We start from the raw sequence: 22,962 nt of genomic DNA, 5'->3' as shown, positions 1-22,962 counted from the left end.
AACCATTAGCACTGATCTGTGCACTCATAGGGACATATTGCGCTTCAGGGGGTCCGGCGTGGACCAGATTGTCAATCTGCCAAAGACGGAATCGGATTCCGCCATCGAGACCGCGCTCGGGCTCGACCAGACGGGGCGGCGCAAGAATCGCCGCCGCGGCTGGCTCTATGCGCTGCTGGCGCTGATCGTCCTTGTCGCGGCTTTTGCCGGCTACCAGTGGTATGCCGGCTCGCCGGTCAAGATCGACTATACGACGGCGCCCGCCGCCAAGGCCGACCTCACTGTCGAGGTTTCGGCGACCGGCACCTTGCAGCCCCTCACCCAGGTCGACATTTCCAGCCAGCTCTCGGGCATCATTCGTTCAGTCTCGGTCAACGAGAACCAGCAGGTCAAGAAGGGCGATGTGCTGGCCGCGCTCGACACCGCCAAGCTGCAGGTGCAGATCGAACGCGCCGAGGCATCCGCCAAGGCGGCCGCCGCCAATGTCGCGGACGCCACCGTGACGCTGGCCGAGAATGAAAGCGCGCTCGTGCGCGCCGCCGCCCTCACCAAGCGCGGCATGGCCACCGACCAGTCGCTCGAAGCGGCGACCGCGACCCGCGACCGTTCGAAGGCAGCGCTCGATAGCGCCGAGGCCAATCTCGCCATCGCCAACGCCGACCTGAAATCGCAGCAGACCGACCTTGCCAACAGCACCATCTATGCGCCGATCGACGGCATCGTGCTGACGCGCTCTGTCGACCCCGGCCAGACGGTCGCCTCCTCCTTGCAGGCGCCGGTGCTGTTCATCATCGCCGCCGATCTCAGGAACATGGAACTGGTGGCGGCGGTCGACGAAGCCGATATCGGCGCGGTGAAGCCGGGCCAGCATGCCCGCTTCACCGTGGACGCCTTCCCGGAGCGGCCGTTCGACGCCGAGATCCGCGACATCTCCTACGCCTCGGTCACCACCGACGGCGTCGTCACCTACAATGCGCGGCTCGAGGTCGACAACGACGAGCTGTTGCTGCGCCCCGGCATGACCGCCACTGTTTCGGTCGTCACCCGGCAGGCTAAGGACGTGCTGACCGTCCCCTCCTCCGCCTTCCGCTATCGTCCTGCGCAGCAGGCCGCCCGCGGCTGGAGCCTGAGCGACCTGTTCACCGGCCGCATGGGACGTCCCGGCGGCAATCGCCAGCGCCAGGCGGCAGCGCCGCCGACCGACGGCTCACGCATGCTCTACGTGCTGGAGAAAGGCCGTCCGCATCCGGTCAACGTCAGGATCGGCTCGACCGACGGCGAGCTGACCGAGATCACCTCGGGCCTGTCAGAGGGGGCGCAGGTCATCACGGCCTCGCAGCAGCGGAGCTGACTTCGTGGCGATGGGCGCCCCCCTCATCACCTTCGACAAGGTCTGGAAGAGCTACGGCCATGGCGAAGCCAAGGTGCACGCGCTGGCCGGCGTCGACCTGGCGATCCGGCGCGGCGAATTCGTCGCCATCATGGGCCCGTCCGGCTCCGGCAAATCGACGGCGATGAACATCATCGGCTGCCTCGACACGCCGACCGCCGGCACCTATTCCTTCATGGGCGTCGATGCTGGCCGGCTCGACCGCAACCGCCGCGCCATGCTGCGCAACCTCTATGTCGGCTTCGTCTTCCAGGGCTATAATCTGCTGGCGCGCACCACGGCGGCGGAAAATGTCGAACTGCCGCTGATCTATCGCGGCGTGGCCAGCCGCGAGCGCCGCGATCTTGCCATGCAGGCGCTGGCGCAAGTCGGCCTTGTCGGTCGCGAGCATCACACTCCGGCCGAGCTTTCCGGCGGCCAGCAACAGCGCGTGGCGATCGCGCGCGCCATCGTCACGAGGCCGACGCTGCTCGTCGCCGACGAACCGACCGGCAATCTCGACACTGCCCGCACGCACGAGATCATGGAGTTGCTGACGCAACTGAACAAGGAGCTTGGCCTGACCATCACCATGGTCACCCACGAGGCCGACGTCGCCGAATATGCCGAGCGCACGGTGCGCTTCCTCGACGGCCATGTCGCCTCCGACACCATGACCGTCGAGGTGGCCTGACAATGCTCTGGGAAACCGTCCGCCTCTCCTTGCGCTCGATCCGCCGCAACATGCTGCGCTCGTTCCTGACCTTGCTCGGCATCGTCATCGGCGTCGCCGCGGTCATCGCCATGCTCACCATCGGCGCCGGCACCACCGCCAAGGTCAAGGACGACATCGCCAAGCTCGGCAGCAATCTTCTGGTTGTGCGCTCCGGCCGCCCGGCCGGTCCCGGCGGCCCGGGCGGGCTCGACCAGGTCGTCCGTCCGCTCACCGAAAAGGATCTTGCCGCGCTCATTGCCCATCTGACAGGCGCACGCGCCATTTCGCCGGCCTCGCAGAAGCAGGTCCGCGTCATCTTCGGTACCGAGAGCCTGACCTCCGGCGTTACCGGCACCGACAGCGCCTATCTCGATGCCCGCGACTGGAAACTGGTCTCAGGCCGTTCGTTCAGCGAGTCCGAGACCCGCTCGGGTACCGGCGTATGCCTGATCGGCGAGACGGTGCGCCAGCAGTTCTTCGGTGCCGGCGACCCCGAGGGCGAAATCATCCGCGTCAACCGCACCTCCTGCAAGATCATCGGCCTGCTCGAGCCGAAGGGCTATACCGGCTTCGGCCAGGACCAGGACAATGTCGTGTTGATGCCGCTGCATGCCTATCAGCGGCGCATTGCGGGCAACCGCAACATCGACAACATCTACGTCGCCGCCGACGACCGCACCCCGACCAGCGAGCTGCAGCCGCGCGTCGAGGATATTCTGCGCGACGCCAGACGCCTCACGCCCGACCACGAAAGCGATTTCGCGATCCGCGACATGACCCAGATCGCTGATGCGATGGCCAGCGCCACCACCACGATGACAGGCATGCTGGGCGCGGTCGCCGGCGTCAGCCTGCTGGTCGGCGGCATCGGCATCATGAACATCATGCTGGTGTCGGTCACCGAGCGCACCCGCGAGATCGGCATACGGCTCGCCATCGGCGCGCATGAAAAGCACATCCTCATCCAGTTCCTGGTCGAGGCGACGGTGCTGTCGCTTCTCGGCGGCATCATCGGCATCCTGATCGGGCTCTCGCTGGCCGGTCTCGCCTCGGCGACGCTGACCATTCCCTTTGCGCCGAGCCCGGCAGTCATCCTGCTCGCCGTCGGCTTTTCCGCGCTGATCGGCATGGTCTTCGGCTTCTTCCCGGCGCTGCGCGGCGCCAGGCTCGACCCGATCGACGCGCTGCGGCATGAATAAGGCGATTGGAAAGCAAAGGCGCGGCTACGAGGCTGTTTCCCAGGGATTGATCGTATTCAATCCGGCGGCCGCGAATGGGCCGGTGTCGCGGGTGGCGACCGTAAGACCGTTTGCTGCGGCCGTGGCCGCGATGTAGGCATCCGCATTGCCGATCGCCTTGCCTGAGGCTCTCGCCTTTACCATGAGGTCGGCATAGGCGCGCGACGCGTCGAGGTCGAAAGGCAGAATGCGGCCCGCAAACAGTGGCAACACATCCTGATCGAGACGATTGTCCGCGCACGCACCCGATGTTTGGGGTTGCAGGCAGCCACTCAGACCTTCGTATGCCGGCATTGGCGATCAGCACGGAAGGTAAGGTTTAGTCCGCGTTCGCAAAATGCCACTCGATCAGCGGCTTCATGTGCGGCATCAGCCCGTGCGGCAGGTCGGCGGCGTGGCGGATGATGACCGGACCCACGATCTCCGGTTCGGCCTCGGTTGCGACGAAGGCCGAGATGCGCCGCGCGATCTCCTCGGCGGGCTCGGGAACCCGGTAGCGGCGGAAGATCACCGTGCCGCTTTCCGTCGACAGGGCATGGTAATGCAGGCCGCGTGCGGCGCCTGAAATGTCGAGGCCGGTTTCTTCCCGCACCTCGCGGATCATGTTGAAATCGACATCGACGAGGCCATCGCGAAAATCCGCCGGTTCGAAGGAACCGGCGGCGAAATAGACGCGGCCGGCAGTGACGGTGTGGGCGGCCATGCGAATCGCCACCAGCGCATTGTCGCCGGCCACAAGCATGGCATGGGCATAGGCGTGCTCGGCGCCGGAATTCTCGCGCCGTTTACGCCAAAGCATGAACGTGGAGTAGTTGACCGCGTGGCACCGGCCGACGAGGCGATTGTCGCGCCAGGCCAGTCGCGAGAGCAGCACCACGGGGCCGTCGAAGAGCGCGGGGTTGGCCGCGATCTCATGCTGCCAGTTCGCGGCGATCGCCTCGGCATTATCCAGCGAAAAAGGATGCGGGCCAGGGTCGAGCCGGACATCGACGGCGTCGACCGGCAAAATAACGTTGCGCGGCAGGTCGAAGCTCACGGCTCAGGCCATGTCCAGCGTGATCGCCACCGGACAATGGTCCGATGCCTTGGGCCGGTCCCAGCCGGCGCGCGGAAAGCGCTCCACTTCCTGGCCGGCGGGGAAGATCGTGCGCCAGGGCTGGCCGTTGCGGATGATGTCCGGGACGGCGGTGGCGTTCTTAGCCGCCAGTCCCTTGGACAGCAGGATATAATCGAGCTGGCACAAATGCCGCTCTTGCGGCCCACGCGTGTGGTAGAAGGTCCAGCGGTTCATTTCCGGCCGCCTCTCGACCACGTTTTCGCAAAAACCGCCAGCCGTCAGCACGTTGATGCAGGACAGGTTCTCGTCGACCACCTCGAAACGATAGCCGTCGAATTCGTCGCCGGCGATCTTCACGCGCTGGCGGTAATCGTTCATGTCGCCGCAGATCGCCCAGCGCTTGTTGGCTGCATGATCCGCCCCGAAGCGCTCCTCGATGATCCGGCGCACCGCCTGCGCCTCCGCGATGCGGACCGGCATCGTCGCTTCACGCCCGTCGAGCCCGTTGCGGGGCGAGCCCATCGACTTGAAGTGCACGAGATAGAGTGTCAGCGGCGAACCGCCAACGGTAATGTCCACTTCCAGGCAGTCGCGCCGGAAGATACGTTCATTGGGCTGGTTGCCGAGCGCCGCCAGCTCCGGCGTGTGCAGCCCGAACTGTTCATAGGTCACATAGGCGTGGCTGGTCATGCGCACGAATTCGATGGGCTGGCCCTGCGCGGTCTCGCTGCGCATCATCACGGCGACGTCGATGCCGCGCGAATCATTGCCGGCAGCGGTGTACTTCTGGCGGTAGCCCTGCCCCACCATCTTGAAAAGATAGCCATATTCGAACGCCTTGAGGGCTTCGATATTGTCGACCTCCTGCATGCAGATGATATCCGCGCGCGTGGCCGCTATGGCCAGCGCCGTCAGCTGCCGCATGTCGTCCGACTGCGCGATGGCGCGGGCCTGCTCCAGCATCTTGTACTCGGCCTCGCTCTGGATATCGAAGAGAGCCAGCGTCCGGTCCTCGTTGAGCTGGTTGCGGTATCCGGAGAAATCGAACCTGTTCATCAGGTTCTCGACATTGAAGGTTGCAAGACGCAGCGACATATCATGACCTTTGCCCGCAAGCGCGGCAGAAAACAAGGCCGGGCAACCACCAGCTGGAATCGATTGATCCTGGCGCGCCTCGCGCCATGGTTGAGGGAACCTTTCCGTTCATCCGCCGTTCAGACGCAAAGACCCACAGTGGGCCCATCCCAGGGTCGGCGTGGGGCCTGTTCTCTTGGAGAAGTGCAATGAACGCGCTCTTTTCTTCCACAGTCAAATCCGGGCTGATAGCGCTCGGTATCTTCTCCGGCATCACGGCACCATCCGCTGCCGGACCAATCCTTCAGCCGGAGCTGTCGATCCCAGCCAGCACCGCGGCGCCGACGGTCACGCCTGTGCGTGACAGCTGGGCCGGCGGCAACAACCGGAGCTTCAACAACGACTGGAGATGGCGCCGGTCGGGCGGGTGGAACCACGGCAATTGGAACCGCGGCGATTGGGGCGGCCGCCACTGGAGCGGTCGTCACTGGAACGGCGGCGATGATTGGCGTTGGCGCCGCCACCATTATCGCGGCCGCTACTATGATGACAGCGCCGGCGCCGCGATCCTGGGGCTTGGCTTGGGGCTCGGCCTCGGCAGCATGTACAACAACTACAATTACTACGATGCACCGCCGCGCCGCTACTATCGCGCCGGCCGGCTGTCGAGCGCCCATGTCCGGTGGTGCTACAACAGATACCGCTCGTATCGCGCTTACGACAACACCTTCCAGCCCTATAACGGCCCACGCCAGCAGTGCTACTCGCCCTATCGCTGAGCCAGGCCGCACAATCCTGCAATAAAAAACGGCGCCGCGCGGCGCCGTTTCTTTTGGAGCGTGGATCGCTCAGTTCTTCGCCTTGTCGACCAGCTTGTTCTTGGAGATCCACGGCATCATCGCGCGCAGCTTGGCGCCGACTTCCTCGATCTGATGGCTGTCGTTGTTGCGGCGGATGCCCTTGAAACGCGACAGGCCGGCACGGTATTCCTGCATCCACTCCGAGGTGAACTTGCCGGTCTGGATATCCTTCAGCACCCGCTTCATCTCGGCCTTTGTCTCTGCGGTGATGATGCGCGGCCCCGAGACATATTCGCCCCATTCGGCGGTGTTCGAGATCGAGTAATTCATGTTGGCGATGCCGCCTTCATAGATCAGGTCGACGATCAGCTTGACCTCGTGCAGGCACTCGAAATAGGCCATTTCGGGCGCATAGCCGGCTTCCACCAGCGTCTCGAACCCGGCGCGGATCAACTCCACCAGGCCGCCGCACAGCACGACCTGCTCGCCGAACAGATCGGTCTCGCATTCCTCGCGGAAATTGGTCTCGATGATACCCGAACGGCCGCCGCCGACGCCGCAGGCGTAGGAGAGCGCGAGGTCGAGTGCGTTGCCCGAAGCATCCTGGTTGACGGCGACCAGGCACGGCACGCCGCCGCCCTTCTGGTATTCGCCGCGCACCGTATGGCCGGGCCCCTTCGGCGCGATCATGACGACGTCGACCGTCGACTTCGGCTCGATCAGGCCGAAATGCACGTTGAGGCCATGCGCGAAGGCGATTGCCGCGCCGTCGCGGATGTTCGGCGCGATCTCGTTTTTGTAGATGTCGGCCTGCAATTCGTCGGGCGTCGCCATCATCATCAGGTCGGCCCATTTGGCGGCGTCGGCCACGCTCATCACCTTGAGCCCGTCGGCCTCGACCTTCTTGGCGGTCGCCGATCCGGCCTTGAGGCCGATGGCGATCTCCTTGGCGCCGGAATCCTTGAGGTTGAGCGCATGCGCCCGGCCCTGGCTGCCATAGCCGATGATGGCGACCTTCTTGCCCTTGATCAGGTTGAGATCGGCATCACGATCGTAATAGACGCGCATTTTTGTCTTCCTTCCCGTTTGAAGATCAGAGGCCTTGCGGCCCGGTTTTTGCTCCGAAAAGAGCGAGAAACTGCTGCGTCGCGCGGACGGCATCACCGCCGATCGCCGCCTCAGTCAATTCCAGCCGGTCGCCAAGCAAGAGACGGATCTGCACGTCGCGGGCGACCAGCCCGAAAAACGTACGGAACGCCGTCTCGGCGTCCGAGAAATCGAGCAGCCCGGCCTGGCGGCCGGCCTCCAGCACCGGCTTCAGGCGCTTGGCGAGGGCAAAGCGCCCGTTCTCCAGCACCACCGCGCCAAGATCATCCTTGCCCGAACCGGCATGGCCGACCGCCACCCGGTTGAGTGCGATCGAAGTGTCGCTGGAAATGACCTTCAGCCAGTCGGAAGCAAATCGCTCCAGGCTCGCGGCCAACGACGCAAGGTCGAGCCCCCTGCCGTCGACCGCCGTCACCCGCACCTTCGAGGCCTGCCATTGCACCGTCGCCGTCAGCAGTCCGTCGCGGTCGCCGAACCATTTGTAGAGCGTTTCCTTGGAGCAGCTCGCCCGCCGCGCCACTGCGGTCATGGTCAGATTGTCGCCCTCTTCGACCAGCAGGCGGAGCGCTGCATCCAGGACCGCCTTCTGACGCTCCGTCAGCGCTTCGCCGTTGTCGATATCGGCATTTGCCTGCAACACGCTCTGTTCCCGTTTGATGGTAGAGCCGTAGATCGCCCGAGCTCAGTACCGTACGTTACGGTTCGGCATATTGCGCAATCCGAAGATCGGCGCAAGGCCAAAATGACGAAATGTCTTTCCCGTGTCCCCGCAGCCGCGCAACGCGTATGTTCAGTCGCCGGCTGGCGGATCGCGCAACCGCCCGAGCAAGGCCGATACCGTGTTCAGTTCTTGCGGCGAGAGCTTGTCGCCAACCAGCTCCGCGATCGACCTGCCATAGACGGCCCACATACGGCGGCGCGTCTCTCGTCCCTTGGCCGTGATGCGGACGGTTTGGCCGCGGCCGTCATCAGCCACCGGCAGCTTCTCGACAAACCCATCGGCTTCAAGTCGGGCCAGCAGCCGCGAAATATTATACTGCGCGAACAGGGTTCGTTCGATCAGCTGGAACGGCCGCAAGCCGCCCTCGCCCGCCTCAGCGAGTTCGTGCAGCACGTCATACCAGGCAAGCGGCGGCAGGCCGCCTTCCTTCAGCGCGTCTTCGGCACGTTCCACCAGCTGGCGTGATACCCGCATCAGGCGTGCCCAGGTCTTGATGGCCTCCGGCGATGGCATGGCTGTCTCGATCATGACGGCATCATAAGAGATAGATGCAATTGCATCAAGCTTGACGACCAATGCATTTGCATCTAGATAGATGCGAATGCATCGATATTGAGAGGCCAATCCGATGAAGCATGCCAACACCCTCATTCTCGTCAGCCATCCCCTTTGCCCCTATGTCCAGCGTGCGGCGATCTCGCTGACCGAGAAAGGCGTGCCGTTCGAGCGCGTCGACATCGACCTCGCCAACAAGCCTGACTGGTTCAAGGCGGTCTCGCCGCTCGGCAAGGTGCCGCTGCTGCGCGTGCAGCGGGGGAACGATGAAACGGTGATCTTCGAATCCGCCGTCATCCTCGAATTCCTCGAAGAAACTGAGGCCAATCCCCTCCACCCGGCCGACCCCTATGCCCGTGCCCGGCATCGTGCCTGGATCGAGTATGGCTCAGCCATCCTCAACGCCGTCGGCCGGTTCTATTCGGCGTCGACCGAGGCAGGATTCCTTGCCGAGTCTCGGACGCTGTCGGAAATGTTCGATCGTGTGGAGACCGAATTGGCGGGCGAAGCCGGCCGGACTGGACCATGGTTCGAAGGCGGGCGCTTTTCGCTCGTCGACGCAGTCTACGGCCCTGTCTTCCGCTACATCGATACCTTCGACCGGATCGGCGATTTCGGCATTCTGGACGGCAAACCGCTCGTCCAGGCCTGGCGCCAGGCATTGAGTGGACGCCCGTCCGTCAAGCATGCCGTGGCGCAGGACTATCCACTGCGCCTGCATGCCTTCCTGCGGGCGAAGGGATCGTATCTTTCGACGGTCATTCGCAAGAACGATCCGGCCAGCGCGCTTCCGCCAGCCCAGTTCGCCTGAACGGATGGACCACCGTGCCGGCCACCATTGAGGCGAGGAACTGCGGCGAATGCGCGGCGTCGCGGCGCCACCCCGCGGCTTATGCCTGGGCGACATCAAAATCCGCACGCGCTTCGCGCACCGCATCATGGTTGAGTTCGGCCCATAGGATCAGTTGATGAAAGGCGCCGAACATCGAGCGCCCGAGATCGGTCAGGCTGTATTCAACGCTCGGTGGTTTGGTCGGGAACACTTCACGATGCACATAACCGTCGCGTTGCAAATCGTGCAGTGTCTGGGTCAGCATGCGCTGCGAAATGTCAGGCACCAGCCGCCGCAACTCGCCGAAACGATACGGCCTTTCAGCCAGCGCCATCACCAGCAGCGATCTCCATTTGCCGCTGACGCCCTGGATGACATTGCGAACCGGGCAATCGGCAAAATTACCGCCCCCGCTCATCGCTTTGTAGGTCTCCAGCTTCGATTTCAGATTGGTGACCTTGCCGTCCATCGCTGGTTCCCTGGATGTGCCTACCTCCCGAAAAACTGCCTCCTTTACGGTGACAGGTCAATTCCTATTTTAGTGCTGGTCTCTTTCTGAGACCACTAGAGCACCCGCCGCTTCGGCACAAATCAGGATCTCCGATGACCGAAACCCTTCTCGTCACCGGCGCCTCCGGCCAGCTTGGCCGCGGCGTCATCCGCTATCTCCTGGACGCGCATAAAACTCCGCCTGCAAAGATCATCGCCACCACGCGCAATCCCGAAAGCCTGGCAGATTTGGCGGTGCGCGGCGTCGTTGTCAGGGCCGCAGACTTCAACGACGCCGTTTCGCTGGAAACCGCATTCAAGGGCGCCGACAAGGCGCTGATCATTTCGACCGGCGATCTCGATCTCAAAAGCGGCAAGCGCCTGAAGCAGCACGAGAATGCAGTCGCGGCGGCCAGAAACGCCGGCGTTTCGCATTTGCTCTACACCTCGATGCCCAACCCGGAACCGGGGTCGCCGGTCCTGTTTGCCAGTGACCACTACAGCACCGAGCAGGCAATCAAGGCAAGCGGCATCCCCTACACGATCTTCCGCAACGGCTGGTACCAGGAGAACCTGTTCATGGCGCTGCCGCACGCGATCGCCTCGGGGCACTGGTACACGTCCGCCGGCGAAGGCCGCATCGCCCATGGCGCGCGCGATGACATGGCAGCGGCGATCGCCGCCGGTCTCGCTTCCGGCTCGACCGACAGCAAAACCTACACGCTGACTGGCCCGCAAGCGTACACGACGGCAGAGATCGCCGCCCTCGTCAGCGAAGTCACCGGCAAGCCGCTCGATGTCGTGCAGGTTTCGGATGATGTCCTGACCGAAGGGGTAAAGGCATCAGGCGTTCCCGAGGATTTTGCCGGCGTCATCGTTTCCTTCGACGTCAACACGCGTGCCGGCCGCATCGCCATGGTGACGGACGCGATCGAGATGCTTTCCGGCAGGACGCCAAGGACGTTGAGACAATTCCTCGAGGCGAACAAGGCTGCCCTGGCAGGTTGAAATCCACGCGGCGGGAAGTCTGTTCTCGACTTTCCGCCCCTACTTCGATGTTTTGATCAGGCCGTGCCGAATAAGGCTCTCTCCGGTCGCAGCCAGCGCGTCTTCGCGCGAACGCGGCTTCCAGCCGAGCTTGCGCACCGCCTTGGCATTGGTGGCATTCTTGACCTTGCCCAGCTCAGGCACGAGCTGCGCGACTTCCGGATTGAACAGTCCCACCATGCGCACCAGCCAATCGGGAAGCTCTCTGGTCGAAACGCGCTTCGCCGCATTGCCGAGCCGCTTTCTCAAGGTTTGCGTGATTTCCCGCACGGTCATGAAATCGCCGGCCACCGCCAGGAAGCGCTCGCCATTGGCAACTGGATCGGTCATGGCGCGGACATGCAGGTCCGCCACGTCGCGTGCATCGACGACGCCGAAGGACAGGCGCGGCAGCCCCGGCATGGCGCCATTCATCATGCGTTGGACAAATTCGGTGGAGGTCGAATGGTCGGAGCCAAGCACAGGCCCGAAGATGCCGACGGGGTTCACGGCAGCAAGCTCCAACCCGCCCCCCTCGGCGGCAATAAAATCCCAGGCCGCGCGCTCGGCGAGCGTCTTCGACTTCACATAGGCGCTGACCCTTCCCATCGGATCGGTCCAGCTCTCTTCGGTGAACGGACGGCCGTCGGGCGGCATCTTGCCGTAGCCGACAGCCGCGAAGGAGGACGTCAGCACGACGCGTCTGACGCCGGCTTCTCGTGCCGCCCGCAGCACCCGCAACGCGCCTTCACGGGCCGGAATGATCAGCTCGTCATCATGCTTGGGCACGCCGGGCGGGAACGGCGAGGCGACATGCAGGACATAGTCGCAGCCCGCAGCGGCTAGCGGCCAGCCGGCATCGCTCATGAGATCGGCGATTGCAAAGGAGAGCCTGTCATCCGGCTCGACGCCACCTGCCTTGAGCATGGCCAGGACATCGGCTTGCCGCCTGGCCGAGCGCACAGTGGTGCGCACGCGGTAGCCCGCCTTCAGCAGTTCAAGGATACAGTGGGCGCCGAGAAAGCCAGATCCGCCGGTGACAAGCACCAATTCGCCGCTCATGCCCGTCCCCCGAAGCGTCAGCCCAAGGCGATCGAGACAGTCAGATCGCCACCTGCGTGCCGATCTCTACCACACGGCCGGTCGGTATCTGGAAATATTCGGTGGCGTCGGCCGCCGTGCGCGCCAGCCCGATGAACAGCCGGTCCTGCCACACCGGCATGCCGGAATTGGGCGAGGCTTTCAGCGAGCGCCGGGACAGGAAGAAGGACGTCGTCATGATGTCGAACTTCCAGCCTTGCTTGCGGCAGATCGCCAGCGCGCGCGGGATGTTGGGCTGCTCCATATAGCCGAAGGTCAGCGTGACCCGCATGAACAGCTCGTTGACCGTCTCCATCTTGACCCGGTCGCTGTCAGGCACCACCGGCTGCGGCGCGGTTACCACCGAGAGGATCACATTCTGCTCGTGCAGGACCTTGTAGTGCTTCAGGCTGTGCATCAGCGCGGTCGGCGCGCTGAGCGGATCGCTGGTCAGGAACACCGCGGTGCCGGATACCAGCTGCGGCTTCTTCTTCAACAGATTGCCGGCCAGGAAATCGAGCGGGATCTCGTTGCGGCGGGTCTTGTCGAAGAGATAACGGCTGCCGCGCACCCAGGTCCACATCGCCAGCACGATGGTGAAGGCCACCGCCAGCGAGGCCCAGCCGCCTTCGAACACCTTGACGATGTTGGAAGCAAAGAAACCGACATCGATGAAACCGAACAAGGCTGTCATCGCGACCGCCACCCACAGCCGCCATTTCCAGATGCGGGTCATGACGACAAACAGCAGCACCGTGGTCACCAGCATGTTGCCGGTCACCGAGATGCCGTATGCCGAAGCCAGCCTGCTGGATTCGCCGAAGCCCACCACCAGCATCATCACCACGAGCGCCAACAACAGGTTGACGCGCGGCATGTAGATCTGGCCGGACTGTTTTTCCGACGTGTGCAGGATTTCCAGCCGTGGCAGCATATTGAGCTGAACCGCCTGCCTGGTCAGCGAGAATGCGCCTGAAATCACCGCCTGGCTGGCGATCACCGTCGCGGCGGTCGCCAGCACCACCATCGGGATCAGCGTCCAGCCTTCGTTCATTTCGAAGAAGGGATGCCCGACCACGCCGTTCTTGGCCAGCACGAAGGCGCCCTGGCCGGCATAGTTGAGCAGCAGGCAAGGGAACACGATCGCCAGCCAGGCGAGCACGATCGGCTTGCGGCCGAAATGGCCGAGATCGGCATAAAGCGCTTCGGCGCCGGTGACCGCAAGGAAGATGGCGCCGATGGTGACGAAGGCGACATCGGGCGAATTGATCAGGAAGGCGACGATATAGTGCGGGCTGATCGCCCACAGGATTTCCGGATCGGCGATGATATGGTTGAGGCCGGACAGGCCGATAGCCAGGAACCAGACCGCGGTGATCGGGCCGAAGATCAGCGCCACGCCGCCGGTGCCGAAGCGCTGCACCGAAAACAGAACCGCCAGGATGACCAGTGTCAGCGGCACGACATAAGGCTGGAAGGTCGGCGTGACGACATTCATGCCCTCGACCGCCGAGAGCACCGAAATTGCCGGGGTTATGACGGCGTCGCCGAAGAACAGCGAGGCGCCGACGATACCGATGCCCAGGATGATCGCCGAGCGCTTCGGGAAACTGCCGCGCGCCAATGCCATCAACGACAGCACGCCGCCTTCGCCGCGGTTGTTGGCGCGCAGCACGAACATGATGTACTTGATGGTGACGATGATCGTCAGTGACCAGATGATCAGCGAGAGAACGCCAAGAATGTCGCCACGGTCGGCCACTTCGCCGCCCGACGACGCCACCAGCGCCTCGCGGAACGCGTAGATCGGGCTGGTGCCGATATCGCCGTAAACAACGCCGAGCGCGCCGAGCATCAACACCTTGGTGCTGTGCTGCTCGATCTCAGGATGGCTCGATTGTTCGACGGTTTCTGCCTCACTACCAGTGTTGGCAAGGGCCATGAACGACACTCCGATAAGCGCGCGGTGCTCTACGCTTGCTGCGATGCAATATCAAGTACCGTCGCGTTATGGCTGCCATGCTTTGCACGCGAGGCTGCCACCATTACCACCCGCAAGCCCTGAGAAATCGGCCCACCGTGCCGGCCATGCCATACTCCAACGCGTCGGCTGTCAACCCATGTCCGATCGACACTTCGGCCAATGCCGGAACGCGTCGCGCCAGGGCCGGCAGGTTGCTCACCGTCAGATCGTGCCCGGCATTGACCTCAAGGCCCGCGACAAAGGCCGCATCGGCGGTTTTTCCCAGTCTTTCCAGCTCCTTGGCCGCCTTGGCGGAATCGGCATGGCAACTGCCATAAGGTCCCGTGTAAAGCTCGATACGGTCGGCGCCGGTATCGCGCGCGGCGTTTATGCCGGCAGGATCCGCATCGGAGAACAACGAGACCCGGAAACCGCCCTTCTTCAGGCGTCTCACGATCGGTGTCAGGAACGCTGCATCGGCGATGAAGTTCCAGCCATGGTCCGAGGTTGCCTGGGAGGGATCGTCAGGCACCAGGGTCACCTGTTCCGGCTGGTGCTTTTCCACAAGCGCCAGGAAATCCTCGGTCGGATGGCCCTCGATGTTGAATTCGGCCCGCGGGAACTCATCGTCGATCAAGGCCCTGATCTCAGGCAGGTCTGAACGGCGGGTATGGCGCTCGTCCGGGCGAGGATGCACCGTCAGCCCATGTGCTCCCGCCGCAAGCGCGATGCGGCCAAGCCTGATCACATCAGGCCACGGCAGGTCGCGCCGGTTGCGCAGCATGGCGATGGCGTTGAGATTGACGGAAAGCTTTGCGGGCATGGCTTCGGATCCTGCTCGATTTCGGCGCATCTATACCGCCTTTGACGGGAACAGATAGGGGGTTTCCGGTGTTCCAGAAGATCGGATGACGTTTGTGAAAGGATACGATCCCTTGAATTTCCTCGAAGCCGTGCCGGCAATCCGGCGCATCGATACGGACCGTGAGGATCTCTTCGCCATCGATATCGTCGGCCATGTCTCGGCGGCCGACGCGGAAAACCTGTTCGGCCTGCTCGAAGCGGCTTACGCGCTTCACCCGCGAATCGACGTGCTGGTGCGCGTGATCGATCATGACGGCGTCGACTGGAGCGACATATCGGACGAGACGCTGCGACAGGGCGCGGTGCAGGCCGCAGAGCATATAGGTCGTTGTGCCGCGATCGGCGAGCCGGACTGGACGGCGCAGGCGCGAGACTTCCTCCCTACCCCGCCGCCGGTCGAACTCAGGCACTTCAAAGACGAGGCCGATGCTTGGCAATGGCTCGGCGCCAGGCAACTGGGCTCCGCTACCTGACGATCGTCAACCGTTCGGCCGCCCGGGTGATCGCGGTATAAAGCCAGCGCTGGCGCGTTTCCTTGAACGCCCAGCTCTCGTCGAACAGCACGATCTCGTTCCACTGCGACCCCTGCGCCTTGTGCACGGTCAGCGCATAGCCATAGTCGAAATCATCGAACCGCTTCTTCTGCTGCCACGGGATATCGGCGTCGGGATCCTCGAACGCCGCCTTGAGCAGCTTGATCTTGGCGACACCGCGGTCCGGATCATCCTCTTCGGGCGACACCAGGAGGTTGATGCCAGGTTTCACCGTCTCGCGCGACGAGGTCATCACCTTCCACAGCGAACCGTTGAGCAGGCCCTTGGCCGGGTCGTTGCGCAGGCACACCAGCTTGTCGCCGGCCTGCGGATAGTCGGCATTGAACCCCTTGAGCTCGCGCAGGCGCTGGTTGTAGCGGCGGCGCGTGCGGTTGGTGCCGACCAGCACCTGGTCCGCCCTCAGCACTAGGTCCTGGTTGACGTCTTCCTTGCCGATCACCTGCGCCGTGCCGTAGTCGCCGCGCATGAATTCGCGCCCCTCGCGCACGTCGAGCGCCAGCCGCAGGATCGGATTGTCGCGCGCCTGCCGGTGGATTTCGGTGAGCAGGAAATCCGGCTCGTGGTCGGTGAAGAAGCCACCGCCCGAGATCGGCGGCAACTGGCCGGGATCGCCCAGCACCAGGATCGGCGTGCCAAAGCTCAAGAGGTCACGGCCAAGCTGCTCGTCGACCATCGAGCATTCGTCGATGATGACCAGTTTCGCACGCGAGATCGGGCTCTGCCGGTTGAGGGAAAAAGTCGGCGACATCGACGTCTTGCCAGTCACCTCGTCTTCGACCGATTCCTCCCCCTTGGGCCTGTAGATCAGCGAATGGATGGTGCGGGCATTGACCGCGCCCTTGGAGCGCAGCACCTGCGCCGCCTTGCCGGTGAAGGCGGCGAACTGCACCTGGCCGTCGACATGTTCGGCGAAATAGCGCGCCAGCGTCGTCTTGCCGGTGCCGGCATAGCCGAACAGCCGGAACAATTGCGGCTTGCCGGCCTTGAGCCAGCGCGCGACCGCCTGCAGCGCCTCGTCCTGTTGGGGTGAAAATTCCATCTGATCGTGTGACCGGATTCGCAAGGGAAAGACAAGATGGCGGCCACCGCCATCGAGGCAGCCGGCGGCAAACAAGGTTATCAGGCGAGGACGGGAACGTAAAGGGAACGGGCGGCGTGTCCGCACGATCACCTGACGGCGTGCGGATCGTTCTCCAGCAGGATCGGCTTGCCGTGCGGCGTGGCATGCGCGGCGCGCTCCCAGGCCCGTGCCATCGCATCGACATCGGGCTTGGCGGCCAATCCTTTCGACGCCAGCAGCGCTTCCAGCGCCGCCAACCAATGTTCGTAATAGTCATGGCCGTCAGCCGCGGCGCCGGGTTTCTTCACTTCGGCCGACAGTGCCTGCGCCCACTCGCTCCACGAAAACAGGCCCTTGTCGTGCAGCGCCACCGCCATCGCGAAGGCTTCGGCCTGCCAGGGCTCGGCGAAGACGGGCGCATCGAGGCCGGCGGGCAGACCGGCAGGCCCGTTCGCCTCAGGCCGGTTCAAGATAGTTCTCCCAGGCATCGATGGACACGGTCAGCGTCGGATCGGCCCCGTCGCCCCAGATCTCGGCCCCGTCGAAAACCACCGTATAGACCCATTGCGGGTTCTCGCCCTGCCCATGCGCGTTGGTGTCGGGGAATACAAAGCCGTCGCGCACCGCTTCGATCCTCCCATGCTTGCCGCGCGCGTAGCGCGGCAGCCTGGTGTGGCCGGTCGGATTGAAATTCCTGGTCCGCACGCGGTCGCCGGCCTTGAAGCGTGGGGTCGTCTCCACAGGCCGGTTGCACGGACCGCCCTTGGCAAGCACTGCCGGAACGTCATCGGCCTTCAGCACCCGTTTCGGCGTCGCGGCCGCATCGATCGCCTCGCCTGCCTTGAGATCACGCTCGCTGACGAAACCATGGCGCTTGAGCAGGGTTTCCAGCGCCTTGATCCATATCTGGTAGTAGCTGGAGGCATAGTAGTCGGCCGGATGCAGCGATTCCCGCGCATGCCGGCTCTCATCGATATTCCAGGCACCCATTGCGCCGGCGGTGAGCGTCACGCCGAGCGCCCGCCGCTCCCAGTCGGCATGGAAATACGGCTCGTCCCGTTCCGGCGCCACCGGTCCGAATCCCATCTGTCCGCCGAGATCCTGCGGGCCGTTCATGCCGGGCCCCCTGTTTGTTCCGGTTTTTGGGCCAGCGCAGTGCCGATCATCGCATCGCGGCTTACCAATTCGGACAAGCGCTCCTCACTCCAGCCTTCGGTTCCTTGAGGCCGCATCGGGACGACGAGATAGCGTAACTCCGCGGTCGAATCCCAGACGCGTATCTTTGTTGAGGCCGGCAGCGTCAGCCCGAATTCCTCAAGCACGCCGCGCGGATCGATGACCGCGCGCGAGCGATAGGGCGGCGCCTTGTACCAGACCGGCGGCAGGCCGAGCACCGACCACGGATAGCAGGAGCACAGCGTGCAGACGACGAGATTGTGAGTCTCTTCGGTGTTGAACACCGCCTGCATGTGCTCGCCTTGCCGGCCGGTATAGCCCAGCGATCCGATCGCCGCCGTAGCATCGCGCTTCAGCCAGTCGGCAAAAGCGGGATCGCTCCAGGCCTTGGCCACCACCCTCGCGCCGTTGCGCGGACCGATCTTGGTCTCGTAGGTATCGACGATGACATCGATCGCGGCCGGATCGATCAATCCCTTGCGGGTGAGAATGGTTTCCAGCGCGCGCACGCGAGCGGCAAACGGATCGAGTTCGTTGTCGTGGTCATGATCGTGGGACATGGCCACAAACTACGGCTGCGATCCGCCGGCCGCAAGCATGACGACTTGGGCCAGTGGGCGCGACGCGGATACACTACTCCGCGGCCGTCTTTTGCGGCTCGCCTCGGATTTCGTCATCATCGTCGAACAGCGAAGGCTGATCCCCCGCTTCGACCAGATGCAATTCGGGCTTGCGCTTCGGCATCAGCCCGACCAGCCAGCCCGAGAAATTTTCCATGTAGACATAGATTACCGGTGTGACGAACAGCGTCAGCGCCTGCGAGGCGAGCAGACCGCCGACAACGGCGACGCCCAGCGGCTGGCGCAGCTCCGCGCTGGCGCCCGTGCCGAGCGCGATCGGGAACGTGCCCATCAAGGCGGCCAGCGTCGTCATCATGATCGGCCGGAACCGCATCAGGCAGGCCTTGTGGATGGACTCGGTGGCCGACATTCCTTCTCGTCGCAATTCGAGCGCGACGTCGACCATCATGATGCCGTTCTTCTTGACGATGCCGATCAGCATCAGGATGCCGATCACCGCGATGACGGACAGGTCCATGCCGGCGAAGCGCAAGGCGACAACCGCTCCCAGCACAGCCGATGGCAAGCCTGTGAGGATCGTGAGCGGATGGATGAAGCTCTCATAGAGAATGCCAAGCACGATATAGATGGTCAGGATCGCGCCGCCGATCAGCAGGCCCTGGTTGGCGAGCGAATCCTGGAAGGTCTTGGCTGTGCCGGCAAAGCTGGTCGAGATCGTCTCCGGCATGCCGATCTGCTCCTTGAGCGCGTCGATGCGGCTCACGCTGTCGCCGAGCGCCACGCCTTGCGGCAGATTATAGGAGATCGTCACGGCCGGAAGCTGGCCGAGCTGGTTGACCGTCAAGGCGCCGGCCGTGCGATCGACCCGGGCGAAGGCGCCAAGCGGAACCAGGGAGCCGCTCGCCGTCCTCATCTGGATGGCCAGCATCCGCTCCGGCGACCACTCGATCTTGGGATCGAGCTCGGTGATGACTTCGTAGCTGTCGGCGGAGCCGAAGATCGTCGAAACCTGGTCGGTGCCGAACCCGCCATAAAGCGCCGAGCGCAGCGTGTCGGTGTCGATGCCGAGCTGGGCCGCCTTGTCGCGATCCACCACCAGCGTCGCCTGCAGCGCATTGTTCTGCAAATCGCTGGTGACGTCGGTGAAGGTCGCATGATCGGCCGCCATCGCGTCATTCAGTTTCTGCGCCCAGATGTCTGTCTGGCCGGTGTCGAGGCCCTGAACCACGAGCTGGTAGGCGCTGGCAGACGAGCGCGAACCCAGCCTCAGATTCTGCACAGGCTGCATGTAGGTCTCGATGCCTGCGACGCCGGCCAATTGCTTGCGCAGATCGGCAAGCACCTTCTCGATATTGGGCCGCTGGTCCTTGCCCTTGAGCTGGACGAAAAGCTGCCCCTGGTTGAGCGCATTGTTGCCGCTGCCCGCCGACCACGCAACATGGTCGACATAGGGCGAATGCGAGAAGACGCTGGCCACCTGCCCCTGCAGCTTTGCCATGGCGTCGAACGAGATGTCCTGGCGCGCGATGGTCGTCACCGATATCTGGCCGATATCCTCCTGCGGGAAAAAGCCCTTCGGCGAGACCTCGATCAGCCACACCGACGCCGCCGCGGTGCCTATGAAGACCAGGAACACCAGGAAAGTGTGCCGCAGACAGAAGCTCAGGATCCGGTCGCAGCCGCGGGTGATGAAATCGCGCCTGTGGCCATCGCCATGCGCCTCGCGGTCGGCCTTGGTCACCGACAGCAGCCGCGAGCACAGCATCGGCGTCAGCGTCAGCGACACGAACATTGACGCCAGGATGGCGACCGTCACCACGACGGCGAACTCGTTGAAGATGCGCCCGATCACGCCGCCCATCAGAAGCACCGGGATGAACACGGCCACGAGCGAGATCGAAATCGAGATGATGGTGAAGCCGATTTCGCGCGCGCCCTTCAGCGAAGCATCGAACGCCGACAACCCATCCTCCTCCATATGGCGGAAGATGTTTTCCAGCATCACGATGGCGTCGTCGACGACGAGGCCGACCGCAAGCGTCAGGCCCATCAGCGAGATGTTGTCGATGGAAAAGCCGAACAGGAACATCGCGCCGAGCGTGGCGATCAACGAGATCGGCACCACCACGGCCGGGATGATGGTCGCCGTAACGCGGCGCAGGAACACGAAGATCACCATGACCACCAGCGCGATGGTCAACAGCAGCGTGAACTGCACGTCATCCACGGCCTGGCGGATCGAGGTCGAACGGTCGTTGAGCAGCTTGATCTGGGCGGCGGCCGGCATCTGGTCCTGGAAGGACGGCAGCATCGCCTTGACCTTGTCGACGACATCGACAGTGTTGGCGTCGGGCTGGCGCTGCACCGCCATGATGATCGCGCGCGTGCCGTCATACCAGCTTGCAGTCGTCGTGGTCTGCACCGAATCGACGACGCGTGTCACCTCGCCCAGCCGCACCGGATGACCGTTCTTGGTGGCGATGATGAGGTTGGAGAATCCGGCGGCGTCGGTCAGCTGCGTATTGGCCGTGATCGTCAACTGCTGTTTGTTGTTCTTCAGAACGCCCAGCGGGGTGTTGGAGTTGGCGGATGCGATCGCCGCCTGCAGCTGGTCGATCGAAATGCCGCGCGCGGCAAGCGCGGTCGGGTCGATCTGGATGCGGACTGCATATTTCTGCTGGCCGAAGATGGAGACCTGCGCCACGCCGTCGATGGTCGACAGCGACGGCGAGATGACGTTTTCGGCGAAAGCATCGAGATCGGTCAGCGGAACCGTATCGCTGACCAGCGACATCAAAAGGATCGGCGCGTCGGCCGGATTGACCTTGCGATAGCTCGGCGGCGAGGTCATCTGCGGCGGCAGCGATCTTTGCGTGCGCGCGATCGCTGCCTGCACGTCCGCGGCCGCGGCATCGATGTCGCGGTTGAGCACGAACTGGATGGCGATCGAGGTCTGGCCGAGCGAGTTGGTGGTCGAGATCGAATCGATTCCGGCAATGGTGGCGAATTGCTTGATCAGCGGCGTCGCCACCGACGTTGCCATCGTTTCCGGCGAGGCTCCGGGTAGCTGAGCCGAGACGTTGACGACAGGGAATTCGGCACTGGGCAGCGCGGCCACCGGGAGGAACTTGTAGGCGAACAGCCCGCCCAGAACGAGGGCGAACGACATCAGGAGGGTGGCGACAGGCCTGCGAATGCAGAACTCGGAGATCATTGGGCCGCCTCGCCGGCCTTGTCCGCTTGCGCGATCTTGGGTGCTGCCTGGTCGCCGGATCCGGCGGATGCGTTGCCTTCGTGCACGGCAGCCCCGTTCTTCAGTCGCGTCTGGCCTTCGATAACAACCTTCTCGCCGCTTTTCAGGCCATCGCTGATGGCGGCGCTCTGACCCACGGTCAGCGCCACTTGCACCGGCCGCATTTCGACTGTGTTGTCAGGCTTGACCACATAGACGAACGGCCCCTTCTGGCTGGGCTGCACCGCGACCGTGGGGACGGACGTCATCTGCGGCATGATGCCGGCGTCGAGCACGACATTCACATATTGGCCCGGCCACAGCGACAGATCGGCGTTGGGTATGCTGGCTCGCGTTGCGATGGTGCCGGAAGCGGTATCGACGCTGGAATCGACGAAATCGAGCGTGCCCTTGCCAATGGGTGTCGGGTCGCCGTCCTGGGTCAGGGTCACTGCCCCTTGCTGTGGCTTTGCCAGTGCCTTGTGCAGCAGCGCAAGGTTGCTTTCGGGCAGGTTGAAGTTCACCTGCAGCGGATCCATCTGGGTGATGGTGACGAGCGGGGTCGAGGTGCTGCTGCTGCCATTGCTCGTGGTCACGAGATCGCCCACGGCAACGTTGACCGCGCCAAGCCTGCCGGAAATCGGCGCGGTGATCCTGGCAAAGCCAAGCTGGACATTGTCTGCATCGATTGTCGCCTTGTCGGCATCGACAGTCGCTGCCGCCGCCTTCTGCGCGGCAACGGCCTGGTCGTAGGTCTGCTGCGTACCGGCCTGCTTGGCGACAAGATCCTTGGCGCGCTGAAGATCGGAATTCGAACTGGCAAGCAGCGCCTGATCCTTGGCGAGCGTCGCCTGATCCTTGGCGAGTTGCGCCTTCAAGGCACGGTCATCCAGCGAAAACAGGAGATCGCCGGTTTTCACCATCTGCCCGTCCTTGACGTCGATCGACACGATCTGGCTGGACACGCGCGCGTTGATGCTGACCACGGCGGGAGAGGAGACGAAGCCGATGGCGTAGCGTCGGACCGGGAAATCGGCCGTCGTTGCCGTGGCCGAGATGATCGAGGCCGAACGGGCGCCAGTGCCGCCGGCCGCCTGCTTGGCCCCTGCCTGCGGATCCTGCCTATCCGGCGTCGGCTTGTCCGACGCGACCTGCTTTGCACCGATGATCTGCCGGGCCCTGCTCAGCGCATCGGGAGACAGATAGAGCCAGGCCGCGCCTGCGCAGGCGACCGCAAGCAATGAAAGAATGACTTTTCCACGCATCGACAAAAGACCCTCTCCGTCCGACACGCCATAGCCAGGTGGTCGTATTCTAGCTCAAATCACGACGCCCTGCCGCGAATTCGCTGAATAGATAGGACAGGGCTTTGGCGGAAAAGGGCCAAAACACGGCATTACGAAGATTTAATGTGCACTGCACAATGGACGGGCTGGCCACCATGATCGCGTGCAAAAGGCGGATCGCGA

At 63.7% G+C, this 22,962-nt stretch carries 22 protein-coding genes and 1 pseudogene; 7 read left to right on the top strand and 16 right to left on the bottom strand.

Going from position 1 to position 22,962, the window contains the following annotated elements; all coding sequences use genetic code 11:
• Nucleotides 1-58 precede the first annotated feature (58 nt).
• From FJ959_RS17000 to FJ959_RS16990, 3 genes are read left to right on the top strand one after another with little or no spacing between them, the layout of a single operon-like run.
• Nucleotides 59-1,351: an efflux RND transporter periplasmic adaptor subunit gene (locus tag FJ959_RS17000; protein ID WP_140516443.1), complete on the top strand. Its 1,293-nt coding sequence runs from the start codon at nucleotides 59-61 to the stop codon at nucleotides 1,349-1,351.
• A gap of 4 nt (nucleotides 1,352-1,355) precedes the next feature.
• Nucleotides 1,356-2,063, top strand: a complete 708-nt coding sequence (locus tag FJ959_RS16995; RefSeq protein WP_140516445.1) for an ABC transporter ATP-binding protein — start codon at nucleotides 1,356-1,358, stop codon at nucleotides 2,061-2,063.
• Nucleotides 2,064-2,065: 2 nt separating this feature from the next.
• Nucleotides 2,066-3,283 (top strand): ABC transporter permease, encoded by a 1,218-nt coding sequence (locus FJ959_RS16990; protein WP_140554990.1) that lies wholly within the window; start codon nucleotides 2,066-2,068, stop codon nucleotides 3,281-3,283.
• A gap of 24 nt (nucleotides 3,284-3,307) precedes the next feature.
• Here FJ959_RS16990 and FJ959_RS16985 read toward each other — a convergent pair.
• The 3 genes and pseudogenes from FJ959_RS16985 to FJ959_RS16975 all read right to left on the bottom strand — a co-directional run.
• A pseudogene (locus FJ959_RS16985) lies at nucleotides 3,308-3,556 on the bottom strand (PIN domain-containing protein); the annotation flags it as partial.
• An 85-nt stretch (nucleotides 3,557-3,641) separates the two neighbouring features.
• Nucleotides 3,642-4,358 carry a hypothetical protein gene (locus FJ959_RS16980; RefSeq protein WP_140516449.1) on the bottom strand — a complete coding sequence of 239 codons (717 nt, stop codon included), beginning with the start codon at nucleotides 4,356-4,358 and terminating at the stop codon, nucleotides 3,642-3,644.
• Between the two features lie 3 nt (nucleotides 4,359-4,361).
• Nucleotides 4,362-5,474: an endonuclease/exonuclease/phosphatase family protein gene (locus FJ959_RS16975; protein WP_140516451.1), complete on the bottom strand. Its 1,113-nt coding sequence runs from the start codon at nucleotides 5,472-5,474 to the stop codon at nucleotides 4,362-4,364.
• Between the two features lie 188 nt (nucleotides 5,475-5,662).
• On the opposite strand from FJ959_RS16975, the gene FJ959_RS16970 reads away from it, so the two are divergent.
• Nucleotides 5,663-6,232 carry a BA14K family protein gene (locus tag FJ959_RS16970; protein ID WP_140495400.1) on the top strand — a complete coding sequence of 190 codons (570 nt, stop codon included), beginning with the start codon at nucleotides 5,663-5,665 and terminating at the stop codon, nucleotides 6,230-6,232.
• A 69-nt stretch (nucleotides 6,233-6,301) separates the two neighbouring features.
• Here FJ959_RS16970 and ilvC read toward each other — a convergent pair whose 3' ends face one another.
• From ilvC to FJ959_RS16955, 3 genes are all read right to left on the bottom strand, one after another.
• Nucleotides 6,302-7,321, bottom strand: coding sequence for a ketol-acid reductoisomerase (gene ilvC / locus FJ959_RS16965; protein WP_140495398.1), 1,020 nt, complete (start codon nucleotides 7,319-7,321; stop codon nucleotides 6,302-6,304).
• Nucleotides 7,322-7,346: 25 nt separating this feature from the next.
• Nucleotides 7,347-8,000, bottom strand: coding sequence for a TetR/AcrR family transcriptional regulator (locus FJ959_RS16960; RefSeq protein WP_140516455.1), 654 nt, complete (start codon nucleotides 7,998-8,000; stop codon nucleotides 7,347-7,349).
• A 150-nt stretch (nucleotides 8,001-8,150) separates the two neighbouring features.
• Nucleotides 8,151-8,609, bottom strand: a complete 459-nt coding sequence (locus tag FJ959_RS16955; protein WP_140516702.1) for a MarR family winged helix-turn-helix transcriptional regulator — start codon at nucleotides 8,607-8,609, stop codon at nucleotides 8,151-8,153.
• 100 nt (nucleotides 8,610-8,709) lie between these two features.
• On the opposite strand from FJ959_RS16955, the gene FJ959_RS16950 reads away from it, so the two are divergent.
• Nucleotides 8,710-9,447 (top strand): glutathione S-transferase family protein, encoded by a 738-nt coding sequence (locus tag FJ959_RS16950; RefSeq protein ID WP_140554986.1) that lies wholly within the window; start codon nucleotides 8,710-8,712, stop codon nucleotides 9,445-9,447.
• A gap of 79 nt (nucleotides 9,448-9,526) precedes the next feature.
• Here FJ959_RS16950 and FJ959_RS16945 read toward each other — a convergent pair whose 3' ends face one another.
• A complete protein-coding gene (locus tag FJ959_RS16945; protein WP_140631004.1) occupies nucleotides 9,527-9,937 on the bottom strand; it encodes a helix-turn-helix domain-containing protein in 411 nt (136 codons plus the stop codon).
• Nucleotides 9,938-10,071: 134 nt separating this feature from the next.
• On the opposite strand from FJ959_RS16945, the gene FJ959_RS16940 reads away from it, so the two are divergent.
• A complete protein-coding gene (locus FJ959_RS16940) occupies nucleotides 10,072-10,965 on the top strand; it encodes an SDR family oxidoreductase (RefSeq protein ID WP_140631001.1) in 894 nt (297 codons plus the stop codon).
• 39 nt (nucleotides 10,966-11,004) lie between these two features.
• Here FJ959_RS16940 and FJ959_RS16935 read toward each other — a convergent pair whose 3' ends face one another.
• From FJ959_RS16935 to FJ959_RS16925, 3 genes are all read right to left on the bottom strand, one after another.
• Nucleotides 11,005-12,045 carry an aldehyde reductase gene (locus tag FJ959_RS16935; RefSeq protein ID WP_140630998.1) on the bottom strand — a complete coding sequence of 347 codons (1,041 nt, stop codon included), beginning with the start codon at nucleotides 12,043-12,045 and terminating at the stop codon, nucleotides 11,005-11,007.
• A 40-nt stretch (nucleotides 12,046-12,085) separates the two neighbouring features.
• A complete protein-coding gene (locus FJ959_RS16930; RefSeq protein ID WP_140495382.1) occupies nucleotides 12,086-14,005 on the bottom strand; it encodes a potassium transporter Kup in 1,920 nt (639 codons plus the stop codon).
• 103 nt (nucleotides 14,006-14,108) lie between these two features.
• Nucleotides 14,109-14,849, bottom strand: coding sequence for a pyridoxine 5'-phosphate synthase (locus FJ959_RS16925; RefSeq protein ID WP_140516468.1), 741 nt, complete (start codon nucleotides 14,847-14,849; stop codon nucleotides 14,109-14,111).
• 112 nt (nucleotides 14,850-14,961) lie between these two features.
• On the opposite strand from FJ959_RS16925, the gene FJ959_RS16920 reads away from it, so the two are divergent.
• A complete protein-coding gene (locus FJ959_RS16920) occupies nucleotides 14,962-15,363 on the top strand; it encodes an STAS/SEC14 domain-containing protein (RefSeq protein WP_140521265.1) in 402 nt (133 codons plus the stop codon).
• On the opposite strand, the gene FJ959_RS16915 is transcribed toward FJ959_RS16920, so the two are convergent.
• From FJ959_RS16915 to FJ959_RS16890, 6 genes are all read right to left on the bottom strand, one after another.
• Entirely contained in the window at nucleotides 15,356-16,483 is a 1,128-nt protein-coding gene (locus FJ959_RS16915; RefSeq protein ID WP_140516474.1) for an ATP-dependent RecD-like DNA helicase, read from the bottom strand. The genes FJ959_RS16920 and FJ959_RS16915 overlap by 8 nt on opposite strands.
• A gap of 128 nt (nucleotides 16,484-16,611) precedes the next feature.
• Nucleotides 16,612-16,974 carry a nitrile hydratase accessory protein gene (locus FJ959_RS16910; RefSeq protein WP_181171975.1) on the bottom strand — a complete coding sequence of 121 codons (363 nt, stop codon included), beginning with the start codon at nucleotides 16,972-16,974 and terminating at the stop codon, nucleotides 16,612-16,614.
• Nucleotides 16,961-17,620: a nitrile hydratase subunit beta gene (gene nthB, locus FJ959_RS16905; RefSeq protein ID WP_140630995.1), complete on the bottom strand. Its 660-nt coding sequence runs from the start codon at nucleotides 17,618-17,620 to the stop codon at nucleotides 16,961-16,963. The genes FJ959_RS16910 and nthB overlap by 14 nt, the downstream gene beginning before the upstream one ends.
• Nucleotides 17,617-18,240: a nitrile hydratase subunit alpha gene (gene nthA, locus FJ959_RS16900; RefSeq protein WP_140630992.1), complete on the bottom strand. Its 624-nt coding sequence runs from the start codon at nucleotides 18,238-18,240 to the stop codon at nucleotides 17,617-17,619. Before nthA ends, nthB begins: the two co-directional genes overlap by 4 nt.
• A 73-nt stretch (nucleotides 18,241-18,313) precedes the next feature.
• Nucleotides 18,314-21,475, bottom strand: coding sequence for an efflux RND transporter permease subunit (locus FJ959_RS16895; protein ID WP_140630989.1), 3,162 nt, complete (start codon nucleotides 21,473-21,475; stop codon nucleotides 18,314-18,316).
• Nucleotides 21,472-22,758 carry an efflux RND transporter periplasmic adaptor subunit gene (locus FJ959_RS16890; protein WP_140630987.1) on the bottom strand — a complete coding sequence of 429 codons (1,287 nt, stop codon included), beginning with the start codon at nucleotides 22,756-22,758 and terminating at the stop codon, nucleotides 21,472-21,474. The genes FJ959_RS16895 and FJ959_RS16890 overlap by 4 nt, the downstream gene beginning before the upstream one ends.
• Between the last annotated feature and the right edge of the window lie 204 nt (nucleotides 22,759-22,962).

Origin of the sequence: Mesorhizobium sp. B2-2-4 (genome assembly GCF_006442375.1) — a bacterium.
GTDB lineage: Bacteria > Pseudomonadota > Alphaproteobacteria > Rhizobiales > Rhizobiaceae > Mesorhizobium.
This window is presented reverse-complemented; position numbering and strand designations above follow the sequence as displayed.

Coding starts and splice junctions, on each gene's coding strand:
- FJ959_RS16990 (WP_140554990.1), top strand. CDS start 2,066: ATGCTCTGGGAAACCGTCCGCCTCTCCTTGCGCTCGATCCGCCGCAAC.
- FJ959_RS16975 (WP_140516451.1), bottom strand. CDS start 5,474: ATGTCGCTGCGTCTTGCAACCTTCAATGTCGAGAACCTGATGAACAGG.
- FJ959_RS16970 (WP_140495400.1), top strand. CDS start 5,663: ATGAACGCGCTCTTTTCTTCCACAGTCAAATCCGGGCTGATAGCGCTC.
- ilvC (WP_140495398.1), bottom strand. CDS start 7,321: ATGCGCGTCTATTACGATCGTGATGCCGATCTCAACCTGATCAAGGGC.
- FJ959_RS16955 (WP_140516702.1), bottom strand. CDS start 8,609: ATGATCGAGACAGCCATGCCATCGCCGGAGGCCATCAAGACCTGGGCA.
- FJ959_RS16950 (WP_140554986.1), top strand. CDS start 8,710: ATGAAGCATGCCAACACCCTCATTCTCGTCAGCCATCCCCTTTGCCCC.
- FJ959_RS16945 (WP_140631004.1), bottom strand. CDS start 9,937: ATGGACGGCAAGGTCACCAATCTGAAATCGAAGCTGGAGACCTACAAA.
- FJ959_RS16940 (WP_140631001.1), top strand. CDS start 10,072: ATGACCGAAACCCTTCTCGTCACCGGCGCCTCCGGCCAGCTTGGCCGC.
- FJ959_RS16935 (WP_140630998.1), bottom strand. CDS start 12,045: ATGAGCGGCGAATTGGTGCTTGTCACCGGCGGATCTGGCTTTCTCGGC.
- FJ959_RS16930 (WP_140495382.1), bottom strand. CDS start 14,005: ATGGCCCTTGCCAACACTGGTAGTGAGGCAGAAACCGTCGAACAATCG.
- FJ959_RS16925 (WP_140516468.1), bottom strand. CDS start 14,849: ATGCCCGCAAAGCTTTCCGTCAATCTCAACGCCATCGCCATGCTGCGC.
- FJ959_RS16915 (WP_140516474.1), bottom strand. CDS start 16,483: ATGGAATTTTCACCCCAACAGGACGAGGCGCTGCAGGCGGTCGCGCGC.
- nthB (WP_140630995.1), bottom strand. CDS start 17,620: ATGAACGGCCCGCAGGATCTCGGCGGACAGATGGGATTCGGACCGGTG.
- nthA (WP_140630992.1), bottom strand. CDS start 18,240: ATGTCCCACGATCATGACCACGACAACGAACTCGATCCGTTTGCCGCT.
- FJ959_RS16895 (WP_140630989.1), bottom strand. CDS start 21,475: ATGATCTCCGAGTTCTGCATTCGCAGGCCTGTCGCCACCCTCCTGATG.
- FJ959_RS16890 (WP_140630987.1), bottom strand. CDS start 22,758: ATGCGTGGAAAAGTCATTCTTTCATTGCTTGCGGTCGCCTGCGCAGGC.